Consider the following 21,373-nt stretch of genomic DNA (forward strand, 5'->3'; position numbering starts at 1 on the left):
TTTCTTTTGTCTTCTCCATAAGTATAACAAATAAAGGGTAATCAGGTAAAAATGGGAATGGAAATACTTTTAATTACTTATCACCGCGGCTTAATACAAATCCACTAACTACATATAAAACTGAAGCAATGTAAAAAATAGTCCCTATCGTAAAGAAATCCACTAGGTAACCAGTTGCAATTATAGCTACTCCGCCACCAATTGATGTCCATACATGGTATTTTCCAATTTCATAACCAGCTTCCTTATGCGCTACCTTTCGTGCTAACGATGTCTTCTCCGTATTACGCTGCACAGCACCTAAAATACCCATTAAAATTTGGAGAATATATACATGCCAAACCTCTGTTGCAATAGGGAAACAAAGCATTAATATAGCCATGGACCATGCGTATATAATTAATAACTTTCTATCACCTATCCTATCAGAAGTTCTTCCAACTAACGGATATACTAGAGCTGAAGTTAAGGCAAATAAACCGTACGCCCAGCCAAATTGCGAGAAACTATTTCCTACATTTCGAAGCAATAGTATATAAAAAGGAAATACCATACTACCCGCCATCATAATAATGCTTTGTGAGGCTACAAATCTTCTATATGTCATTTGCTATACTCCTTATAAAATAAATTCACAAACCTTTCCTCTGGGTCTACTTCCTTCTTCTTCTGAAGGAATTCTTCTATGCGAGGATACGCTTTCTTTAGTTGCTCCTTTTCCGGATAAGAATAATACGGTAAATAATAACTTCCATTATGCTTTAACGTAACATCAATCATCTTTTGAATGACCACTTTTGTTTTCTTTATTTCATCTTCAGAACGCCCTTGATTAATTAGAAGCACAAGCGCAAACATATCATCTTTCGCATAAGATAGCACCGCATTCTCATTCTTTTCTACATAGCGGATTGTGATGTTAAGAAGGTTTAATTCCTCTTCATTTAAAACACTTCGCAAATCATCTATATACTCTGCAAAACCATCTATCGGTACAAAGTACTCTTGTAAAACTTCGGTCAAGTTTGGATTATCGTATTCCATAAAAGCACTATCAGATCTCATTACGTTATTTCGAGTTTCGTACTTACCATCTGTACGTTCAAAATAACTTCTTTGTATATCCCAAAATGCGCCCTTTCCCCAGTCACTATAACGTGATAACCCAAGTAAGAATTTCGGCGCAGCTATAATATTTTCTTCTTTTAATTTGCTGTACTCTCCCACCTTCTGTTGATCTTCTGCCAGTACATAATCTGTCACATACATTTCTTTTAAAAATGAATTTGGGGCAACAGAAATACGTGCTAAATGCATACGTATATTCTCGTCCCTTCGCACTTTATTCTTAAAGTATGAAGAGTATTCTTTATAATCTAGTACCTTCGTGTGCGTTTCATACAATTCATCGTTTGTTAACTGTAGCGTCACATCTAAAATCACACCAAATAATCCATATCCTCCAATTACATACGGAAACAAGTCAGCATTTTCTTCTCTATTTACATTACGCACCGTACCATCTGCCATTAACAATCTGAACGACTCTACTGTATCAATCAATGCTTCATGACGAATATCACGCCCATGTACATTTACACTTAATGAACCACCAACAGTAAAAATATTTTGAGATTGCATCACTTGAACTGCAAGACCATATGGATTGATTTTCTTTTGAATGTCATTCCATGTGACACCACTTTGCACCCTAACCCTCTTCTTCTCCGGATCGAATTCTAATATTTCATTATATCCTTTCATATCAAGCATCGTACCGTTCGGATAATATGTCTGCCCGCCTTGGCTATGTTGCATACCTGCAATAGAAATCTTCTCTCCAGATACTTTTGCATCTTGCACTAACTTTTTTAATGAACTTTCATCCTCAGCATTTTCAACACGTTTAATTTTCGTTGGAAGCAACTTCCCTACATCACTCATAATAGGATGATCCAGTTGCCCTTTGTATGTATATACAGATGCCGTGAGCAACACTGTATACGCTACAATAACAACTGCTATCTTTCTTTTTTTCAAATGGCACTCTCCTCTTCTAACGTTCTTCCTCTTCATATTGTACCTACTTTCCTACGAAGAAGGTATTAACAAAAAAGAGAGAGACCCTTTATTTTAGGTCCCTCCCTCATCAAGACTTTTACTTTGCTGCTGGCAGCTGTATTGGCTCAAACTTTTCGTACGATGTATATTTTGCATTCGTAATAATGTGTGCCTTATCCTTACCATTACTACTCATAATCATATCTATCTTCGCTGATTCATATTTAAAATCTTTTGTAATGATATATTCTGCATCCACTTCTTCTATCTTTGCGTTTTGTGCTTGTAGCATTTTCTTCTGCGTTTCATCCATGCTAGTTAACATACTTTCTGTTTCTTGCCCTTTTAATGTAAATTTCAGTTTATATTTATCTCCGCTTTTCTCCATCTTCATTTTATCTAAAACTACTGCTGGTACTTCTAAATTATCTATAATATCTTGAGTCGCTTTCATTCCACCAGCGTTTAATTGCTCCTCCGGTACAGATATAACTTCTCCTGTATTAGAGTTTTTCACCTCACCAGCAACTTTACCATCCACAGTATACACTACAACATCTGTACCAGAAATATTCATTTCAGAACGAGAATTCTTTGTCTTTGGCTCTAATTGCATTTTAGCCTTTAATATATCCATCTCTGTTCCCTCAGCTTTTATCCCTACATCATATGTCATCGTTACATTTTCTTCGTTTTTAAAAGCTTCGTTCGTTTTCTTGAAAACATCCTTCGCTGCTAATTCCTTTTCTTTCTGCATGGCTTCTTTTTTCGGTTCATCAGTCTTTGTTGTTTTCTCATTACTACACCCTGCACCTAAAATAACTGCAAGGATCATACTAGAAGTTAAAATAAGTTTTTTCATAATTTGTCCTCCTTTCCAAAAGGATATCATCTATTTTCCTTTGAAATCTATATACTTTTTAATATTTCTATTTAACTTTATTTCTCGAATAACAACATGTTTAAAGAAATACTTAAATATGATGTAAATAAAAACAACTAAATTCAGGAGGTCATTATGAAAGCAATTATTTGCACAAAGTATGGGCCGCCTAATGTTCTCAAACTTCAAGATGTAGAGAAACCTACTCCAAAAAAGAATGAAGTATTAGTTAAAATTCACGCAACAAGTGTAACGACTGGAGATTGTAGAATGCGCGGCTTTAATAGCCCCCTTTTATTTTGGATTCCTATGCGGATTATATTAGGTTTAAAAAAACCAAGAAAACCTATACTCGGCGTGGAGCTATCTGGTGAAATCGAAGAAATAGGAACAGATGTAACTCAATTTAAAAAAGGAGACCAAGTTTTCGCATTAACAGAGCTTAATGTCGGTGGTTATGCAGAATATACATGTGTACATGAAAGTGGATTGATATCATTAAAACCTACCAATGTGACGTATGAAGAAGCTGCCGTTATTCCTTTTGGTGGAACTTCAGCATTACACTTCCTGAGAAAAGGACGTATAAGAAAAGGGCAACAAGTACTTATATATGGCGCATCTGGTTCAGTAGGAACAGCCGCCGTACAACTTGCTAAATATTTCGGCGCGACCGTTACGGCTGTTTGTAGTAATTCAAATTTTGAACTCGTGCAATTTTTAGGAGCTGATAAAGTAATTGATTATACGAAAGAAGATTTTACTAAGCAAGGCAAATGCTACGATATTATATTTGATGCAGTTGGGAAGTATAAAAAATCCCTTTGTACAAATACATTAACACCCAATGGAAAATATGTATCTGTTAATGGAATGATGGCTAAGGTAAGTAAAGAGGATATGATTCTATTAAAAAAACTAGTCGAAACGGAAAAACTAAAGCCCGTTATTGATAGAACTTACCGATTAGAAGAAATTGCTGAAGCTCATATGTATGTGGAAAAGGGACATAAAAAAGGGAATGTTTCTATTGCCTTAAAATAAAATATATTCAGAAAATAACATTGACAATTCTTTTTGTAAGATTTACTATTAGTACCATATTTAAAAACTACATACACATACTCTTATCAAGAGTGGCGGAGGGACTGGCCCGATGATGCCCGGCAACCGAGCTTAGAACTTATAAGCTAAGGTGCTAATTCCTGCAGAACGATTTTCGTTTTGGAAGATAAGAGAGGAACCTATTTCGTCTATTCGGCACCTCTCTTATTTTTGAGAGGTGCTTTTTATTTTGGAACGTATATTAAGGGGGAATTATATATGAAAAAGGTATTATTAAGTATTGTAAGCGGAGCTGTATTATTGTTAGGTGCATGTGGTGCTAATTCTGATAAAGAGGTAAAAGCATTAGATGAGAAAAAGATTACTGTCGGTGTAACGGGCGGACCGCATGAACAAATTTTTGAAAAGGTGAAAGAAGTTGCAGCAAAAGATGGCCTCCAAATTGATGTAAAGATATTTAATGATTATGTAGCGCCAAACGTATCTTTAGATGAAAAAAGTCTCGATGTAAACAGCTATCAAACTAAATCTTATTTAGACGTATTTAAAGCTGAACGTAATATGAAATTAACTGAAGTATTTTCCACAGTAACATTCCCTATGGGCATATACTCTAAAAACTTAAAAGATGTAAAAGAATTAAAAGAGGGCGACGCAATTGCTGTCCCAAACGATCCAACAAATGAGCTTCGTGCTTTAAAGCTATTTGAAAAAGCAGGGGTTTTAAAAGTGGATCCAAAAGCTACAGAAAAAGCGACTGCAAAAGATGTAATTGAAAATCCGAAAAATTTAAAGATTGTTGAATTAGAGGCATCTCAATTACCAACGCAGCTAGGTGAAGTGAAGGCAGCTGCAATTAATACAAACTTTGCATTAGGTGCAAAATTAAGTCCAGCAAAAGACTCCATTTTCCGCGAAGGAAAAGATTCACCATATGTGAATTGGGTCGTTGTTCGTACTGAAAATAAAGATGATGCTGTTGTTAATAAATTAAAGAAAGCTTATCAATCTAAAGAAGTAAAAGATTTCATTGAGAAAAAATTCGATGGTTCTGTTTTACCGTCTTGGTAGGAGCTGACTATAATGATTGAATTAAAAAATGTCTCCAAAATATTTACAACAAAAAAAGGGAATGTTGAGGCTCTTAAATCAACTTCCCTTAAAGTAAAAAAGGGCGAAGTATTTGGAATCATCGGATATAGTGGCGCTGGTAAAAGTACATTAATTCGTTGTGTAAATTTATTAGAAAAACCAACGACAGGAGATATCATTGTAAATGAACAAGAGTTAACAACCTTATCGACAAAAGAACTCGCAAAGGCGAGAAAAAAGATCGGCATGATTTTTCAAGGATTCAATTTACTTAAAACCGTTACCGTTTATGAAAATATCGCACTACCCTTACGTCTATCTGGTCTTCCCAAAAATGAAATTGAAAAAAGGGTAGAAAAGTATTTACGCATTGTTGATCTCTTTAATAAAAAAGATGCCTATCCAAGTGAATTATCTGGTGGTCAAAAACAACGTGTAGCGATCGCTCGCGCACTATCTCATGAGCCTGAAGTTTTATTAAGTGATGAAGCAACGAGCGCATTAGATCCGGAAACGACCGATTCTATTCTTGATTTATTATTAAAGATCAACGAAGAAATCGGAATTACGATTTTGCTAATTACACACGAAATGAATGTCATCCAGCGTATTTGTGACCAAGTTGCTGTAATGGAACATGGGTCTGTCGTTGAAAGTGGAACAGTGAAGGATATTTTTACCAATCCACAACATGTAACAACGAAGAAATTTGTAAATAGCGCGTTTGCAGCTAAAATTCCAGAAGAGGTACAGAAAGAACTACAAAGCACCGGGGAAATCGTAACACTTTCATTTATAGGAACCGCTTCAGGAGAACCAGCGTTAGCTGTCGCTACAAAACGTTTCCACGTATATCCTAATATTTTATCAGGCAATATTACACAGTTAAAACATGAGGCATATGGAAAACTGATCGTTCATATGCAAGGTGAAAAAAGTGAAGTACACCGTGCCTTATCATTTTTACAAGAACAAGGGATTATCGTAGAAGGAGGTAGAACAGATTATGGGAAACAAGTCCTTTTTGGATGAGTGGGGTAACGTAATATGGGAAGCAACAATTCAAACATTTCAAATGACATCTCTTTCACTACTTATCTCTATTCTTATTGCATTACCACTCGGCGTCACACTTGTTTTAACGAGACCTGGTGGACAGCGAGAAAATAAAATTATCTATCCTATTCTTAATACAGTTATTAATATCATTCGTTCTCTTCCATTTATCATTCTATTATTCTTCATTTTACCTTTTACAAAGTTTCTAATGGGAACGTCCATTGGCGTACAAGGTGTTATCGTACCACTTGTTGTCTTCACAGCCCCTTACATTGCCCGTTTAATGGAAACTGCTTTATTAGAAGTGGATCGCGGTGTCATTGAAGCATATCAAGCAATGGGAGTCTCTACTTTAAAAATTATTTGGCACGTTATGGTTAAAGAAGCTCGCCCGTCTCTCGTACTTGGATTAACAATCGCAACGATCGGCTTAATCGGTGCAACAGCAATGGCTGGACTTGTAGGTGCTGGCGGCCTTGGTGATTTAGCATATCGATTCGGACATTTACGCTACGAACCTGAAGTAATGTATGCAACAGTCTTTATTTTGATTATCCTCGTTCAAGGATTACAGTCTTTAGGAAATGGTGTTGCACGAAAATTAAAGAAAGATTAAAAAGAAGGTATCTCATTTCAATGAGATACCTTCTTTTTAATTATAAAATTATCTCTTAAATCCACCTTCTGAATGAATAACTTGCCCTGTAATCCATTCGGCTTCTTCGCTCACTAAAAACTTAATAAGCCTTGCTGCATCCTTTGGCTCACCAATTCTGCCGAAAGGAAACATCGGTCTTAATCCTTGCTTTATCTCCTCAGTCATCCATCCTGTACTAGTTGGACCTGGATTAATTGCATTCACTGTTATCCCTAAATGGGCCACTTCCGCTGACAACGTACTAGTAAGAGCGTCAATTGCTCCCTTCGTTGTTGCATACGCTAATTCTCCTGCCATAGGTCCTTTAAATTGTCCCGACGTCATATTCACAATTCTACCACCAGATTTCTTATCAAAACCTTGGGCAAATTGACTACTTAACAATGTAGTCGCACGAACATTTACCATGTAGTGCTTATCTAGTTCTTCAGCAGTCAAATTAGAGAAATCATTATTTGTAGAATATGCTGCATTATTAATTAATATATGAGGGTACCCTAATTGTTCAGTAACTTTATTTATAAGCTGATTTGATGCATCATTCTGAGTTAGATCTAACTCCATGCTCGATACTTTGACACCGTTTTGTATCAATTTTTCTTTTAATTGTATTTGTTCATTTTTATCAACGCCCCAAGGCATCTCTTTATCGTATTCTGTCCAATACGTAAAAAATATATCGTATCCAGCCTCTGCTAACTCCGTGCAAATAGCTGCTCCTATACCGTCTAGACGACTTACACCTGTAACAACTGCTACTTTATTTTTTAATTGATTCATCATATACTCCTCCAAGTTTAAAGGACGCATATTTTATATAAGAGATATAAATTTCCCCACATAGGCATCTACCCTTACAAAGGGGATGTACAAGCTAAATATGCAGTCCTTGAATGATTTACAGATAGCTAAATAAACCCTCACTTACGAGAGAAAAATTCATCTATCTAATTTCTAATCATTACAAGTTCATCCACATATCTATTCTTTATCCCCTTTCAATATATCTCTAGTTTTCATTTTAACAATAAAGCGGTAATATTTCAAAAAATACAATAATTATTCTTATTTTCTTTCTAAAAATCATCATGTAATATAACTCTAGTTACTATCTCAAAAACTTTAATTTAAGTGTATACATTTATCATTACCTATTCGTTGTATAAGTGTAGGGAGGAAAAATGATGGGAAAAGAAAATATATTGACCTCCTATCTTATCAATTTAGGAGAGGAAGTGTTCAAGCTATTACTAGCGAAAGGAGCTATAAAAGAAGATGCAGAAGATATCATCCAAAATACTTTCTATAAAGTATACACGTTGCTAGATGATCTAACCGAGTGTAACATACGTCCATGGTTTTTCAGAGTCGCACTAAACGAATACATTGACTTAAAGAGAAAAAAAGAACAGCAAAACATCTACTTAACTGAGGAAATTTATTCAAAACTACAATATACAGACCGTGAATTGGACGTCGTTTTAAATAAAGATGAGATTTTCTATTTATTAAAAGATATAAAACTAGAATACAAAGAGGCCTTCTTTTTAAAATATTATTACGATTTTACATATGAAGAAATCGCTCTAATACTAGATATTCAAGCAAACAGCGTCAAACAAAAATTACATCGCGCACGTAAAACAATTCATTCTAAAGTAGGAGGAAAAACTTAATGGATACTTCTTTAAAAGATGCGTTAAAAAGGGCGAAGCGTAAGCAATTAATCAAAATTATTATTACTTCTATTATCGTCGTAATAATACTTATCCCTATAATTTATCAGATCGGTAATTACTTCGCAGCGAAAAGTTCTACGAAACTTCACGAACATCTCTTTTTACATAACGCAATTGCAGAACCGAATGTGCAAATTGATTCTCAAGTAACGAGTAATTCATCTATGTTTGGAGGCAATATTATATCAAATCGTTCTAAAAATATTAATGGTTATGTAGTCCCATGGAACACTTTAACAAGTTCCTATGGTTGGCTCCGTACCAACATTGATACCAATGAATTAACGCCCGGCTTTTATTGGTCCGATACAGAGTTCTATGAGTACGATAAACAAACTAAAAATAAATTTGCGACATTTTATAATCCAGATATTAAAGAATATCATGATGGTGTCCAAAATGAATTAGGTGAAGTTTCACAAATGAACAACTATGTTGCAGAAGTTGCTCTCTCATTCAATCAACCCTATACATTACAAGAAATTAAAGAAAAAATTCCAGATACCTTAAACATTGTATGGCTATATATGACATCACCAATTGGAGATGAAAGTAAAGGGCCTGCTGGTATGCCAGTTTACGGATTCAATCCAGATAAGTCCCCTGAGGAAGCGTACAAAGAGTTCGTTGATTCACTTAAACAATACGATGACGATGGACATGACGAAGACCTTCAAAAATTTTTAAAATCAAACAAAAACAAACCCTTTGATCAAGTAAAAATTTTAGGTGTCATGCTAACCGGGAAAACAGAGAATTTTAAGGCGTTAGAAAACCAAGACTTTATTCGTGGTGCCTCTGTAGGAGCTACTGCGCAAGTAGTTCCTTATATAAAACCAGAGAAATAATAAGGAAAAGACAAGATAAACTAATAGTAAATAGTTAAAAGAACGTGCATTAATCTGTTTAATATGGGAGCTATCTATTTTAGTGGAAAGCTCCCATCCCTCATTTATTATTCATCCTCCAAAAAATAAATTTCCAAATACTTTATGTACAAATGAAAAATCATAATTTTTGTTCACACTTTATCCATTGTGAATTTATTCACAATGGATATATAATAAACATGTAAATACAATACATTGGAGGGATTTCAATGGTCATCAATTTTTTAAGAACTGATAAACGCGCTATTTTCATATTATTATTTTTACGACTTTACATAGGATATGCATGGCTCGCTGCTGGAATAGGAAAAGTTTTTGGACAGTCTTTTGATGCAAGTGGTTTTCTAAAAGGAGCTATCGCTCAAGCATCAGGTGACCACCCTGCAGTACAAGGTTGGTGGGCAGATTTTCTTCAACATTTTGTTCTTCCAAACGCAGACCTATTTAGCTTTTTAGTTCAATGGGGAGAAATTTTAGTAGGGCTAGGTTTGATTTTAGGTGGATTAACAAAAACAGCTGCATTTTTCGGCATCATAATGAACCTTTCATTTTTATTAAGCGGAACTGTTAGTGTAAACCCAAACCTGCTTATTTTAACTATGTTCATTTTAGTTGCAGGACATAATGCTGGACGTATTGGATTAGATGGTTATGTTTTCCCAAAACTTTCCAAAAAAAATAACCGTGAAGCATATAAATTAAGTAAAACTGCATAAGAATAGTTCACCTTTTAAATATAAGCTAATAAGATACACGATCATTTTCTCACATAAAGTGAAACCGAAATCTATAATCAGATTTCGGTTTTTTGATATACAATAAATCACCTAAACTATTCACAATTCGATATAATACAAATTTATCTATAGAAGTAATTTATATTTATATTTATATAAACGTTATAAGTTACCTTATAACGTTGGGCTATCTGAAAATCTAATAATACGTATACTTGCAGATGAACCAGCAGCAAGAGCTACAAGCACAAGCTAAATATGAAAACAGCCCTCCTTATGAAGACTGTTTCATCCTTATGTATCCTGTGAGGATATCCATTATAAACCACTAAAATCCTCCATACTTTCTCCAAGAATATAGTGCGAAAACCACATCAAGTTCTGCTTCATAATAGCCACATGAACTCCTGGTTGATCAGAACTATATGCCATTCCTTTAAAAATAATTAATTCTGTATCAACTTCCATATCCCTTAACCCTTGATATAGCTCATATGCATTGGAAGTTGGAATCCTTGCATCCTTTTCGCCATGTTGGATTAAGGTAGGCGTACAGGCTGATTTAATATATGCCATTGGCGATGTTTTTGTATATATATCTGGATCATTCCATGGAGTATTTCCTAAATGCATTCTAATAAAGTAAGGTATATCTGTATTCACATAATGGGTACTCCAGTTAGTAATTCCACCTCCAACTGAAATAGCTTTAAATCTATTACTAAACGTAGAACAGAAGGCTGATATATATCCTCCGTTACTCCATCCCATAACTCCTACTCTATCTTTATCTACAATCCCTTGCTCAACTAGTTTATCCACTCCAGATATAACATCATCGTAGTCAGCAATTCCCTGTTTTCTATAGTTGGCTTTTAAGAACTCATTACCATAGCCAGAACTTCCTCTATAGTTTGGCTCTAAAACTATAAAGCCTTTTTCGATAAACTGCTCAATCGGATATTTCTCATTAAAACAGTCTGAGAATATCGGAAAAGATGCCCAAGCTGGTCCACCATGGATTACTACTAATAAAGGATATTTTTTGTTGGCATCAAAATCTACTGGGGTTGATAAAACACCCTCTATTTCAAGACCATCACTACTTTGCCATGAGATTATTTCCCTGTTACTTTTCAGCTTCCCTTTAAAAAAGCTATTTTCATCCGTTATTTTTTTATCGTCTAAATAGATTTCAAAGGTTTCATTTGTTATAGCCTTACTATAGGATATATGATTTCCATCCCTTGTTATAGAAGCATCCATTATAAAGCCATCTACTTTGTCACTTAACATTTCCACAGTGCCATCCTCACATAGCAATCCAATACGATAGTTAGTTTTATCCTGCCATCTAATTAAAATCCCCTTATCTGTCCACTGTAATGGCATAACCGTACTATCAAAGTTTGTTAGAGGCTGAATTACCTCTCCAGTATTCATATCATATATCTCTAATGTACTTTCTTGTATATGGTTTCTATAGTAATCCTTCTCTCTTATGCTTGCTGAGTAACATATTTTGCTGCCCTCAGGAGAAAAGCAAACGCTCCCGCCCAACAACTTATCTATGTTCATCTTTTGTAGTTCTCCAGCTTCAATATCTAATATGTATAGATCACCATTCATATAATCGTTTAGGCTTGGTGTAGCCATAAATACAACCTTTTTCCCATCATTTGAAATATCAAAGTTATGTATATAAAAATCCTTACCATCCGTTAGTTGATAAACACCGCTAATCTCACGTTCCTCTTTATCATTTTGTATCCCTTTTTCTATTTCAATGTAATATAAACAATTATTCCGATGTTCCTTACCTGCATGTTGGAAGTCCCCATATAGCTCTTTACGTTTCTTTATTTCCCCACATTCTTTTGACTGTGCAACATAATAAAAACCTTTACCAGTAGGCTCCCATTTGAATGTACTGACCCCTTCTTTCTCATCAGTAATTTGTAACTCACTATAACCATCTATTGACTTAACAAAGATTTGATTTTTCTTATTATCTCCGTCACCAACTGGGCTAAGGTATGCGATATCCCTAGAATCTGGGGACCATAATGGGTGTATACTATCTATATCCCCAGTTGTTAATAGGTAACTCTGCTCCTTATCTTTTTCATATATCCATATATGATTCCTATATGTATTGTCTTTCCAGTTAGCTGTCTTCCTAACAAATGCTACGCCTTTGCCGTCATCACTTATATTTGCACCTGATAAGGTTGGTAATGAAATAATCTCTTCTATACTTAGATATTTCTTTTCATTCACTTTCATCAATATGCCCCCTTGTAATGTCCATGAATCTATCGTCTCTTCTTGTCATAATAAAGAAAATTGTTCACGAATACTTAAAATGATAACAGAAAATTCAGATAGGGAAAAGTAGTTCCATTCCAAATTCGATAAAGTACAACTTTAATCAATAGGGTTCTATCCACTTATCAATTTTAGGTATTCTTTTTCGACATAAAAAATACCCCTTTAGATAAAATATCTAAAGGGGTACAGATTCGTAAGTTTATTTTAAAGCTATAACTATATTTATTAACCTACCAATCTCCTACTCAACTGTAACAGACTTAGCTAAGTTACGTGGCTTATCAACATCACATTCGCGGTGAAGCGCTGCGTAGTATGAGATAAGTTGGAATGGAATAACTGCTACTAGCGGTGCTAGTGCTTCGTGTACAGCTGGTAATACGAAGCTGTCACCTTCCATTTCTAAGCCTTTCATTGAGATGATACATGGGTTAGCTCCGCGTGCTACTACTTCTTTCACGTTACCACGAATTCCAAGGTTTACGTGCTCTTGTGTAGCAAGTGCGATAACTGGTGTACCGTTTTCGATTAAGGCAATTGTACCGTGTTTTAATTCTCCTCCAGCAAACCCTTCTGCTTGGATGTAAGAGATTTCTTTTAGTTTTAACGCACCTTCTAAACCTACGAAGAAGTCTACGCTACGTCCGATGAAGAAGCAGTTACGCGTTGTTGCTAAAAATTGTTTTGCTAATGCGTCCATCTCTTCTTTTTGATCACAAAGTACTACCATTGCATTTGCTACAAGTCCTAATTCGTGTGTTAAATCGAAATCAAGAACCTCACCTTTTGCTTTTGCAATGTCAGCCGCTAAGATTGAAAGTACTGCAAGCTGTGCTGTGTATGCTTTCGTCGATGCAACTGCGATTTCTGGTCCTGCATATAAAGGAAGTGTATAATCAGCTTCACGAGAAAGCGTAGAACCAGGTACGTTTGTAATTGTTAATGCTTTATGACCCATTTCATTTGTTTGCACAAGTACTGCACGGCTATCAGCTGTTTCACCACTTTGTGAAATGTAAATGAAGAATGGTCTTTCTGTTAATAATGGCATGTTGTAAGAGAATTCACTTGCTACATGTACTTCAACTGGTACTTTCGCAAATTTCTCAATGAATTGCTTTCCAACAAGACCTGCATGATAACTTGTTCCACATGCAATGATGTAAATGCGATCGCTATCTAAAATTGCGTTACGGATATCTTGATCTAATTCAATTTCGCCATTTTCATCTTGGTACTTTTGAATAATATTACGGATTACAAGTGGTTGCTCGTCGATTTCTTTTAGCATGAAATGAGGATACGTTCCTTTTTCAATATCACTTGCGTCTAATTCCGCTGTAAACGGTGCACGTTCAATCGTTTCACCTTGTAAGTTTTTAATTGTAATGCTTTCTTTTGTTACGATTACCATTTCTTTATCCATTAACTCGATAAATTGATCTGTAACTTGTAACATCGCCATAGCGTCGCTTGCAATAACATTAAAGTTATCACCAGCACCTACTAATAGCGGGCTTTTGTTTTTAGCAACATAAATCATGTTTGGATTTTCAGCATCAAGTAGTCCGATTGCGTAAGAACCATGTAAAAGAGATAACGTTTGACGGAACGCGTCTTCTACACTTAGTCCTGTACTTACTTGTTGTTCCATAAGCTGCACGATAATTTCTGTATCTGTTTCACTTACGAACGTTACATCTTGTAAATATTCTTTTTTCACTAATTCATAGTTTTCAATTACACCGTTATGAACTAGTGTAAAGCGTTTTGATGTACTTTGATGCGGATGCGCGTTTAATTTGCTTGGAACACCGTGTGTAGCCCAGCGTGTATGACCGATTCCCACGCTTGCTGCTACATTCTCTTCTACGACTTCGCGAAGTTTTGCAATACGGCCTTTTTCTTTATATACAATAACACCGTTCTCTGCTTGTACTGCAATACCTGCTGAATCATATCCGCGATATTCTAGCTTTTCTAAACCTTTTAATAAAATTTCCTTTGCATCTTGCTCTCCAATAAATCCTACGATTCCACACATGTTTAGTCGCCGTTACAAATGCTTACACTGCTCTGCGAACATGTAACGACATAGTCCGATACCATTTTTATTTATACTAAAAAACGGATTACATATTGCTAGCCCTGTAAGCTTGTAACGGCTTTCACCTTCCTCTCGATTGGGTTAAAGTCCGTATATACTTATACAGCTAGTATTCATCCGTTCCTCTTCTCTCATCACACTTTCACCTTTGTCCACTAAGTCACCTTAATGTTTTAAGTAAAAGATTGCGGTTGTGATGAACAACCGGGAGTCATCCGCCGAAATCTCGATAAACTCCACCTCGTCAACTACACTACTTGTAGTTCTGGCGCTTTTATAATTTACAATATTTCCTTTGAGAAAAAGAACAAGACCATCGTATAACAAACAATATAAATCGTCAATGAAATTTTTTTCATTGTCTATAAAACATATGAAAAAGGAGCACTTTTTGTGCTCCTTTTAAATAAAATCGGCTAATTATTCAACGCCAACTTCACCTTTCACAACTTCTACAATACGATGTACATACCCATCACAAATTTCTTGTGTCGGTGCTTCTGCCATTACACGAATAAGTGGTTCTGTTCCAGATGGACGAACAAGAATACGACCGTCTCCGTTCATTTCTTCCTCTACAACACGAATAATTTCTTTAATTTTCTCATTTTCTAGTGCTAGTTTCTTATCTGTTACACGAACATTTACTAGTAATTGTGGGAATTTTGTCATCTCGCCTGCAAGCTCAGATAATGGTTTTTTCGTCATTTTCATGATATTTACAAGTTGAAGTGCACTTAACATTCCATCACCAGTTGTAATGTAATCAAGTAAGATAATATGACCTGATTGTTCTCCGCCCAGGTTATATCCACCACGTTTCATCTCTTCCATTACGTAGCGATCACCAACTGCTGTTTTATCACTTGTAATATTGTTTGCTTCAAGCGCTTTATAGAAACCTAAGTTACTCATAACTGTTGAAACAACTGTATTATGTTTCAATTGGCCAGTTTCTTTCATATACTTCGCGCAAATAAACATAATTTGATCGCCATCAACGATGTTTCCTTTTTCGTCTACTGCGATTAAACGGTCTCCGTCACCATCAAAAGCAAGACCAATGTCAGCACCTTTTTCTTTTACTAATTCAGCTAATACTTCTGGATGCGTAGAACCTACTCCAGCGTTAATATTCATACCGTTCGGTGAAGTTCCCATTGTTGAAATATCAGCTTCTAAATCTGCAAATAAATATGGAGCTAAAGAAGATGTAGCACCATGTGCACAATCTAAAGCAATATGTAAACCAGAGAAATCTTCCTCTACAGTTTGTTTAATGTATTGTAAATATTTTTGTCCACCTTCAAAGTAATCACTCACTTGTCCAAGGTTAGTACCTGTTGGACGTGGTAGCTCATCAACTTCTTTGTCTAATAACGCTTCAATTTCTGCTTCTTGCTCATCTGTTAATTTAAATCCATCTGAACCGAAGAACTTAATTCCATTATCTTGTACTGGGTTATGAGATGCAGAGATCATAACACCTGCTTGCGCCCCTAAAGCTTTTGTTAAATAAGCCACACCTGGTGTAGAAATAACACCAAGGCGCATTACTTCCGCTCCAGTTGATAATAGGCCTGCTACTAAAGCTCCTTCTAGCATATGTCCAGATACACGTGTATCACGGCCAATAATTACTTTTGGACGATCTGTATCTTTTGTTAATACATAGCCGCCAAAACGTCCTATTTTAAAAGCTAATTCAGGTGTTAATTCCTTATTTGCAACCCCGCGTACTCCGTCTGTACCAAAATATTTACCCATTATTATTCGCTCCTTTTTCGTGCTCTTTTTGATTATCTACTGTTGGTTCTTGGCTCGTTTCTTGGCCATTTTCTTTTTCTTTGTCTTTGTCTTTTTCTTTGTCTTTATCTTTTTCCTGATCCTTTTCTGGATTAGGTTCAGGATTTTTTGGTTTTTCAGTTTGATTTTCTTGATTGTTTTTTGAATCTGGTTGTTCAATATTACCCTGTACTTCTTTATCCGGCTTTTCTTTCTTCACAATTGTGACTTTAGCACTTTTTTGTTTTGCTTCTATCGAAATATTACCAGGACCACTCACTTGAATAGAAACATCCTTCGTCCCCGGAGATACATTTTGCAGATTAATCGCCGCTGTTATTTGAGCAACTGTTATTTTATCTACTATACTTGCTTCTCCTGAAATATCAACGCTTATCTTTCCATCTTGTGGCGAAAGTAGCTGCACAGTAACATCATTCGGAATTCCACTTTTTTGAATCGGGATACCATCAATAGTTTTACTTTTCGTTTGTTTTACCTTTTGTACCCCTATGGAAACCTTCACTTGATTTGGTTTTGCACTTGTTACACCTTTTGGCAATAAAACAGAGGCATCGAATGTTGTAGAATCCGTCAATTGACTAAGATCTACCTCGACCCCCTCTATAGATTGTATATTATCCAAAATGTCTTTTGGACCTGCTATCGTTACTTCTTTTGGTTCAACACTAATATTTGTAACAGCTAAACCTTCTGGTAAATTCCCTTTTTTCGAATATGTTAAAGGAACTGTTTTTTCGACATTATTTGCTGTAGCTTGTGTCGCTACATTCACCGTTACACTTATTTTAGATGGACTTGTTTTTACATTTAAACGTTTTCCTTCTTTATTGTATAATGTAACGTCTGCTGTTTTTGTAACTGTTTTATTAACACCTTTTAAATCTATATATGCCTTAGCAGATGAAATACTTTCTATTTCTTCTTTTGTTCCAACTACTTCAACAGTGTCAGGCTTAATACTTGATTTCTCAATGGTAGCACCTGCTGGCATCTGGTCTTCATTTGATAATTTTAAATCTACATGAACATACTTTTTTGCTTTTTCATGAAGAGTGACTTTAATTGTTGCTGGCTGAACTGTCCCCTTCACATCATCTGGAAGCCCGTTCGCTTTTAAAGAAACTTCATACGTTCCTTTTGGTTGACCTTCCAAATCAACTGGTATATCAAATTGTCTTTTGTTTTTTGTTGCAGCAACCGCTGCTTTTGGACCTTCTAACTTCACCTTAACTCCCTCTGATGGAATACCACTTACAATATACTTCTCTTCATCATACTTAAGGTTAATAGCATGATTAGTTAATGTTTCTTTCGCATCATTTACGAAAGGCAGTATATTCGCTGTCGTATTTTTTTCAGTTAAAGTTGCTGACATAAAAAGCATACACGCCAATAGTAATGAGATTCCTTTTAAAAACCAATGATTCTCCATTAACTTATCCATGACGCTTTCTCCTCCAATTCCATAAAGACGAAGAAGTCGTTTTTTCGTTCCCACTGAATTCAGCTAACAACATATCCTTTAGCTGTTCTGTCTTCAAATCACGATGTAACTCACCGTTTTTCGTTAAAGAAATTTGGCCTGTTTCTTCCGACACAACTACTGTAATACTATCGGTGACTTCACTAACTCCCATTGCAGCGCGATGCCTAGTTCCTAACTCCTTAGAAATAAATGGGCTTTCTGATAAAGGAAGGTAACATGCTGCTGCTTTAATTGTACTTCCCTGCATAATTACTGCTCCATCATGAAGAGGGGTATTAGGGATAAAAATATTAATGAGTAATTCCGATGATACATTTGCATTTAGCGGAATACCCGTTTCTACATAATCATCCATCCCAGTCTCTTTTGACAAAGTAATTAGTGCACCAATTCTACGTTTTCCCATATATTCCGTTGCTTTAGCTATCGCTGTTGCAACAATTTCAGGTTCATCTTCCCCCTGATTTCCCACACGCGAAAATAAGCTACCCCGTCCTAGCTGCTCAAGTGCTCTTCTCAATTCTGGCTGGAAAATAATAATAACGGCTAAAAATCCCCACGTTAATACTTGTTCCGTTAGCCAATATAGCGTATGCAATTCAAGTAAAATACTAATCATCCGGACGACAATAATAACTGTAATACCTTTTAAAAGTTGCACCGCTTTCGTGCCCCGAATTATAAGAATTAGCTTATATATAATAAACCATACAACAGCAATATCTAATGCCGTACTAAGATATTTCAAAATGGTCGTATCTTCAAAAGGCATGCTAACCCTTCCTCCTACTTACGAGCAATTCTATCCATATATTGAAATATTATTTTATGCTCTATCTGTATGTATTTCCAACAACTAGTTAATTATACCATACATGAACCAAACGACAATTACAAACGCCCCCCTTTAGCTTAAATTGGTAAGATGTCAAACTTTCTTATCCTACAGTATAATATAAGTCATTATTATACGCCTATTTTCAAATAAAAAAAGCAACTTCTCAGTTGCTTTTCTTACATTTATTTTAGTTTTTCACCGAATAAAGAACCCATTAAAGCAACCGCTGTTGTTGCTGTTCTATTTCTCTCATCTAAAATCGTATTTATTTCAACAAATTCAGCAGATGTAACAATATCAGCTTCTGCTAACATTTCCATCGCTAGGTGGCTTTCACGATACGATAAACCACCAATTACAGGCGTCCCAACTCCTGGTGCATCATGAGGATCAAGACCATCTAAATCTAATGATAAATGAACACCGTCAGTATGAGATAGGTAAGCAATTGTTTCTTCCATAACAGCCGTCATACCCATACGATCAATTTCATGCATTGAAAATACTTTAATGCCTTCATTACGAATAAAGTCTTTTTCCCCTTCATCTAATGCACGTGCACCTATAATTACAACGTTCTCTTTTTTTACTTTCGGGTATGCCCCGTATAAATCTACAAGTGAAGAATGTCCATAACCTAAACTTGCAGCAAGTGACATACCGTGAATATTTCCAGATGGTGATGTTTCTTCTGTATTTAAATCACCGTGTGCATCATACCAAATAACACCTAAATTTTTATAATGTTTCGCCACACCAGCTAGCGTACCGATAGCAATACTATGATCACCGCCTAATACAAGTGGAAAACGACCTTCTTCTATAATATGATCAACCTTAGTCGCTAGTTCATTACATACAGTTGCAACTTGAGTAAGGTTTCGTAACTTTGTATTTTCATCTACTTCTTTTTCTCTCTCTATACATATATCTCCCATATCTTTTACGTCATATCCAATTTGTTCAATTCTTTCAACTACCCCTGCATAACGGATCGCGCTTGGTCCCATATCAACCCCGCGACGCATCTGTCCTAAATCCATTGGAACTCCAATAACTGAGATTTCTTTTTTCATAGATAGTATCCCCCTTTTATGCCTTCACTAAATATTTTAAATCTTTTATATAGTCTGACTCAACTCGACATTTTTCTGCATGGATATACATTTTATTCACTTATATTTACGTTGGATTCCCGATTTTTAAACTATTCTATGTATAAAGTTAACTTAATGAACCAACTAACTTTTCTATCAGCTAATATTTTTATCCGTGCCTTTCTCCATCAATACCTAGAATTACACAAAATATCCTCAAATAACTGAATTTAAAAAACACTTCTACACTTAGAAGCGTTTTTCTGATGCTAATTTCCACACTGCTGCAATATTTTTTGCTGTCATTTCGATATTCTCTTCTGCCGCTTTATATGCTTCTTCTAATGTCATTGGGCTAGCCGTAATACTAAACACTGCATCAATTCCCTTTTCGTAAACAGTCGTATAATTCGGAGATACAGATCCACCAATAGCAATTACAGGAATATGACGACATTTCGCCCGCTTCGCGACACCAACAGGAGCTTTTCCATAAGCTGTTTGTTCATCTATCCTTCCCTCACCAGTTACAATAAGATCGGCACCCTCTATACACTTATCAAAATTTGTATAATCTAATACAATTTCAATCCCTTTTCTTAGCTGTCCCTTTAGTACTGCAACGACAGCGGCTCCCGTTCCTCCAGCTGCCCCCGCACCTGGTATTTCAGATACATCAAAAGACACATGTTGTTTAAGTATATTAGCATAATGTTTTAAATTCTCATCTAGCTCTTTCATCATCTCTACATTCGCACCTTTTTGTCTCGCAAATACAAAAGACGCTCCCCTTGGTCCAACTAATGGATTGTCGACATCACATGCTGCTTCTAGCTTTATATCCTTCAAACGTGTATCCATACGAGAAAGATTAAGAGCAGTAATCAAATGCAATGTTCCTCCAGAGGGCTCAATTACTTCACCTTTCCTATTAATAAACTCTACGCCTAAAGCAGACAACATACCTGCCCCACCATCATTTGTAGCACTTCCTCCAAGCCCTAAAATAATGTGTTTAGCTCCTTGATCTAATGCATGTAATATCAGTTCGCCGGTCCCTTTTGTCGTTGTAATAAGTGGGTTTCTCTTTTCAATTGGAACGTGTTGTAATCCTGATGCTGCCGCCATTTCAATAAATGCTGTCTCCTTATCCTTAGACATACCATAATAGGCTTGCACACTCTCTCCAAGCGGCCCTGTCACATTAAGTGATATAATTTCCCCCATTGTAGCACCAACAAGAGATTCAACCGTTCCTTCGCCTCCATCTCCAATTGGTACTTTAACATACTCTGCTTTAGGAAAAATTGCTGTAAAGCCCCTTTCAATAGCTTCACATACCTCTATAGCTTTCAGGCTTTCTTTATATGAATCCGATGCAATGACAACTTTCATAATTACCCCCCCTTATTCAATCCCTTTTTTTCATTTTAAACGATATACGGAAAAGTTTCCTTTTTGAGTGGAATTTAAACACAAAAAAAGCTTACATCATTTGATGTAAGCTTTTCCTATTTATAT

Annotated in this window: 18 protein-coding genes, 1 pseudogene and 1 riboswitch; of the genes and pseudogenes, 7 read left to right on the forward strand and 12 right to left on the reverse strand. The window is 35.7% G+C overall.

The genetic code is table 11. From position 1 onward, the window contains the following. Positions 1–73: 73 nt before the first annotated feature. The 3 genes from JFT89_RS02405 to JFT89_RS02415 all read right to left on the reverse strand — a co-directional run bounded on the left by JFT89_RS02405 (position 74) and on the right by JFT89_RS02415 (position 2,923). The gene (locus tag JFT89_RS02405; protein WP_016095101.1) at positions 74–607 is read right to left on the reverse strand and encodes an MFS transporter; all 534 of its coding nucleotides are present in this window, start codon (positions 605–607) and stop codon (positions 74–76) included. Next, positions 604–2,040 (reverse strand): FAD-binding oxidoreductase, encoded by a 1,437-nt coding sequence (locus JFT89_RS02410; protein WP_201039417.1) that lies wholly within the window; start codon positions 2,038–2,040, stop codon positions 604–606. Before JFT89_RS02410 ends, JFT89_RS02405 begins: the two co-directional genes overlap by 4 nt. 118 nt (positions 2,041–2,158) lie before the next feature. After that, the gene (locus JFT89_RS02415; protein WP_201039418.1) at positions 2,159–2,923 is read right to left on the reverse strand and encodes a DUF6612 family protein; all 765 of its coding nucleotides are present in this window, start codon (positions 2,921–2,923) and stop codon (positions 2,159–2,161) included. A gap of 156 nt (positions 2,924–3,079) precedes the next feature. On the opposite strand from JFT89_RS02415, the gene JFT89_RS02420 reads away from it, so the two are divergent. The 4 genes from JFT89_RS02420 to JFT89_RS02435 all read left to right on the forward strand — a co-directional run bounded on the left by JFT89_RS02420 (position 3,080) and on the right by JFT89_RS02435 (position 6,776). Then, entirely contained in the window at positions 3,080–3,988 is a 909-nt protein-coding gene (locus JFT89_RS02420) for an NAD(P)-dependent alcohol dehydrogenase (protein WP_201039419.1), read from the forward strand. A gap of 80 nt (positions 3,989–4,068) precedes the next feature. After that, a riboswitch (SAM riboswitch) is annotated at positions 4,069–4,182 on the forward strand. Positions 4,183–4,267: 85 nt separating this feature from the next. Further along, entirely contained in the window at positions 4,268–5,080 is an 813-nt protein-coding gene (locus tag JFT89_RS02425; RefSeq protein ID WP_016095097.1) for a MetQ/NlpA family ABC transporter substrate-binding protein, read from the forward strand. A 12-nt stretch (positions 5,081–5,092) separates the two neighbouring features. Then, on the forward strand, positions 5,093–6,133 hold the full coding sequence (locus tag JFT89_RS02430; RefSeq protein WP_201039420.1) for a methionine ABC transporter ATP-binding protein: 1,041 nt from the start codon (positions 5,093–5,095) through the stop codon (positions 6,131–6,133). Further along, on the forward strand, positions 6,108–6,776 hold the full coding sequence (locus JFT89_RS02435) for a methionine ABC transporter permease (protein ID WP_201039421.1): 669 nt from the start codon (positions 6,108–6,110) through the stop codon (positions 6,774–6,776). The genes JFT89_RS02430 and JFT89_RS02435 overlap by 26 nt, the downstream gene beginning before the upstream one ends. Before the next feature lie 48 nt (positions 6,777–6,824). Here JFT89_RS02435 and JFT89_RS02440 read toward each other — a convergent pair whose 3' ends face one another. Next, complete coding sequence (locus JFT89_RS02440) at positions 6,825–7,601, reverse strand: SDR family oxidoreductase (RefSeq protein WP_002124715.1); 777 nt, start codon at positions 7,599–7,601, stop codon at positions 6,825–6,827. Positions 7,602–8,002: 401 nt separating this feature from the next. Here JFT89_RS02440 and JFT89_RS02445 point away from each other — a divergent pair, with 401 nt between their 5' ends. The 3 genes from JFT89_RS02445 (at position 8,003) to JFT89_RS02455 (ending at position 10,163) form a co-directional block, all read left to right on the forward strand. Beyond that, positions 8,003–8,494, forward strand: coding sequence for an RNA polymerase sigma factor (locus JFT89_RS02445; RefSeq protein ID WP_002063448.1), 492 nt, complete (start codon positions 8,003–8,005; stop codon positions 8,492–8,494). Beyond that, positions 8,494–9,405 (forward strand): sigma factor regulator N-terminal domain-containing protein, encoded by a 912-nt coding sequence (locus JFT89_RS02450; protein ID WP_002063447.1) that lies wholly within the window; start codon positions 8,494–8,496, stop codon positions 9,403–9,405. Before JFT89_RS02445 ends, JFT89_RS02450 begins: the two co-directional genes overlap by 1 nt. 251 nt (positions 9,406–9,656) lie before the next feature. Further along, positions 9,657–10,163: a DoxX family membrane protein gene (locus JFT89_RS02455; protein WP_201039422.1), complete on the forward strand. Its 507-nt coding sequence runs from the start codon at positions 9,657–9,659 to the stop codon at positions 10,161–10,163. A gap of 339 nt (positions 10,164–10,502) precedes the next feature. On the opposite strand, the gene JFT89_RS02460 is transcribed toward JFT89_RS02455, so the two are convergent. The 8 genes and pseudogenes from JFT89_RS02460 to JFT89_RS02495 all read right to left on the reverse strand — a co-directional run bounded on the left by JFT89_RS02460 (position 10,503) and on the right by JFT89_RS02495 (position 21,247). Beyond that, positions 10,503–12,470 carry a S9 family peptidase gene (locus JFT89_RS02460; RefSeq protein ID WP_201039423.1) on the reverse strand — a complete coding sequence of 656 codons (1,968 nt, stop codon included), beginning with the start codon at positions 12,468–12,470 and terminating at the stop codon, positions 10,503–10,505. 286 nt (positions 12,471–12,756) lie between these two features. Then, positions 12,757–14,559, reverse strand: a complete 1,803-nt coding sequence (glmS, locus tag JFT89_RS02465; RefSeq protein ID WP_002009853.1) for a glutamine--fructose-6-phosphate transaminase (isomerizing) — start codon at positions 14,557–14,559, stop codon at positions 12,757–12,759. A 12-nt stretch (positions 14,560–14,571) separates the two neighbouring features. Beyond that, positions 14,572–14,757 (reverse strand): annotated as a pseudogene (locus JFT89_RS02470) (hypothetical protein). A 285-nt stretch (positions 14,758–15,042) separates the two neighbouring features. Beyond that, positions 15,043–16,389, reverse strand: a complete 1,347-nt coding sequence (gene glmM / locus JFT89_RS02475; protein ID WP_016095092.1) for a phosphoglucosamine mutase — start codon at positions 16,387–16,389, stop codon at positions 15,043–15,045. Further along, entirely contained in the window at positions 16,382–17,875 is a 1,494-nt protein-coding gene (locus JFT89_RS02480; RefSeq protein ID WP_201039424.1) for a CdaR family protein, read from the reverse strand. The genes glmM and JFT89_RS02480 overlap by 8 nt, the downstream gene beginning before the upstream one ends. Beyond that, positions 17,868–18,689 (reverse strand): diadenylate cyclase CdaA, encoded by an 822-nt coding sequence (gene cdaA / locus JFT89_RS02485; protein WP_002091475.1) that lies wholly within the window; start codon positions 18,687–18,689, stop codon positions 17,868–17,870. Before cdaA ends, JFT89_RS02480 begins: the two co-directional genes overlap by 8 nt. Positions 18,690–18,937: 248 nt before the next feature. Continuing rightward, positions 18,938–19,831 carry an arginase gene (gene rocF / locus JFT89_RS02490; protein WP_201039425.1) on the reverse strand — a complete coding sequence of 298 codons (894 nt, stop codon included), beginning with the start codon at positions 19,829–19,831 and terminating at the stop codon, positions 18,938–18,940. Positions 19,832–20,101: 270 nt separating this feature from the next. Then, positions 20,102–21,247 (reverse strand): glycerate kinase, encoded by a 1,146-nt coding sequence (locus JFT89_RS02495; protein ID WP_002063443.1) that lies wholly within the window; start codon positions 21,245–21,247, stop codon positions 20,102–20,104. Between the last annotated feature and the right edge of the window lie 126 nt (positions 21,248–21,373).

Source organism: Bacillus sp. TH25 (genome assembly GCF_016650935.1).
GTDB lineage: Bacteria > Bacillota > Bacilli > Bacillales > Bacillaceae_G > Bacillus_A > Bacillus_A mycoides.

Excerpts from the sequence above, each read along its gene's own strand:
- JFT89_RS02405 (WP_016095101.1), bottom strand. The coding sequence starts at position 607 with ATGACATATAGAAGATTTGTAGCCTCACAAAGCATTATTATGATGGCG.
- JFT89_RS02415 (WP_201039418.1), bottom strand. The coding sequence starts at position 2,923 with ATGAAAAAACTTATTTTAACTTCTAGTATGATCCTTGCAGTTATTTTA.
- JFT89_RS02420 (WP_201039419.1), top strand. The coding sequence starts at position 3,080 with ATGAAAGCAATTATTTGCACAAAGTATGGGCCGCCTAATGTTCTCAAA.
- JFT89_RS02425 (WP_016095097.1), top strand. The coding sequence starts at position 4,268 with ATGAAAAAGGTATTATTAAGTATTGTAAGCGGAGCTGTATTATTGTTA.
- JFT89_RS02430 (WP_201039420.1), top strand. The coding sequence starts at position 5,093 with ATGATTGAATTAAAAAATGTCTCCAAAATATTTACAACAAAAAAAGGG.
- JFT89_RS02435 (WP_201039421.1), top strand. The coding sequence starts at position 6,108 with ATGGGAAACAAGTCCTTTTTGGATGAGTGGGGTAACGTAATATGGGAA.
- JFT89_RS02440 (WP_002124715.1), bottom strand. The coding sequence starts at position 7,601 with ATGATGAATCAATTAAAAAATAAAGTAGCAGTTGTTACAGGTGTAAGT.
- JFT89_RS02445 (WP_002063448.1), top strand. The coding sequence starts at position 8,003 with ATGGGAAAAGAAAATATATTGACCTCCTATCTTATCAATTTAGGAGAG.
- JFT89_RS02450 (WP_002063447.1), top strand. The coding sequence starts at position 8,494 with ATGGATACTTCTTTAAAAGATGCGTTAAAAAGGGCGAAGCGTAAGCAA.
- JFT89_RS02455 (WP_201039422.1), top strand. The coding sequence starts at position 9,657 with ATGGTCATCAATTTTTTAAGAACTGATAAACGCGCTATTTTCATATTA.
- JFT89_RS02460 (WP_201039423.1), bottom strand. The coding sequence starts at position 12,470 with ATGAAAGTGAATGAAAAGAAATATCTAAGTATAGAAGAGATTATTTCA.
- glmS (WP_002009853.1), bottom strand. The coding sequence starts at position 14,559 with ATGTGTGGAATCGTAGGATTTATTGGAGAGCAAGATGCAAAGGAAATT.
- glmM (WP_016095092.1), bottom strand. The coding sequence starts at position 16,389 with ATGGGTAAATATTTTGGTACAGACGGAGTACGCGGGGTTGCAAATAAG.
- JFT89_RS02480 (WP_201039424.1), bottom strand. The coding sequence starts at position 17,875 with ATGGATAAGTTAATGGAGAATCATTGGTTTTTAAAAGGAATCTCATTA.
- cdaA (WP_002091475.1), bottom strand. The coding sequence starts at position 18,689 with ATGCCTTTTGAAGATACGACCATTTTGAAATATCTTAGTACGGCATTA.
- rocF (WP_201039425.1), bottom strand. The coding sequence starts at position 19,831 with ATGAAAAAAGAAATCTCAGTTATTGGAGTTCCAATGGATTTAGGACAG.
- JFT89_RS02495 (WP_002063443.1), bottom strand. The coding sequence starts at position 21,247 with ATGAAAGTTGTCATTGCATCGGATTCATATAAAGAAAGCCTGAAAGCT.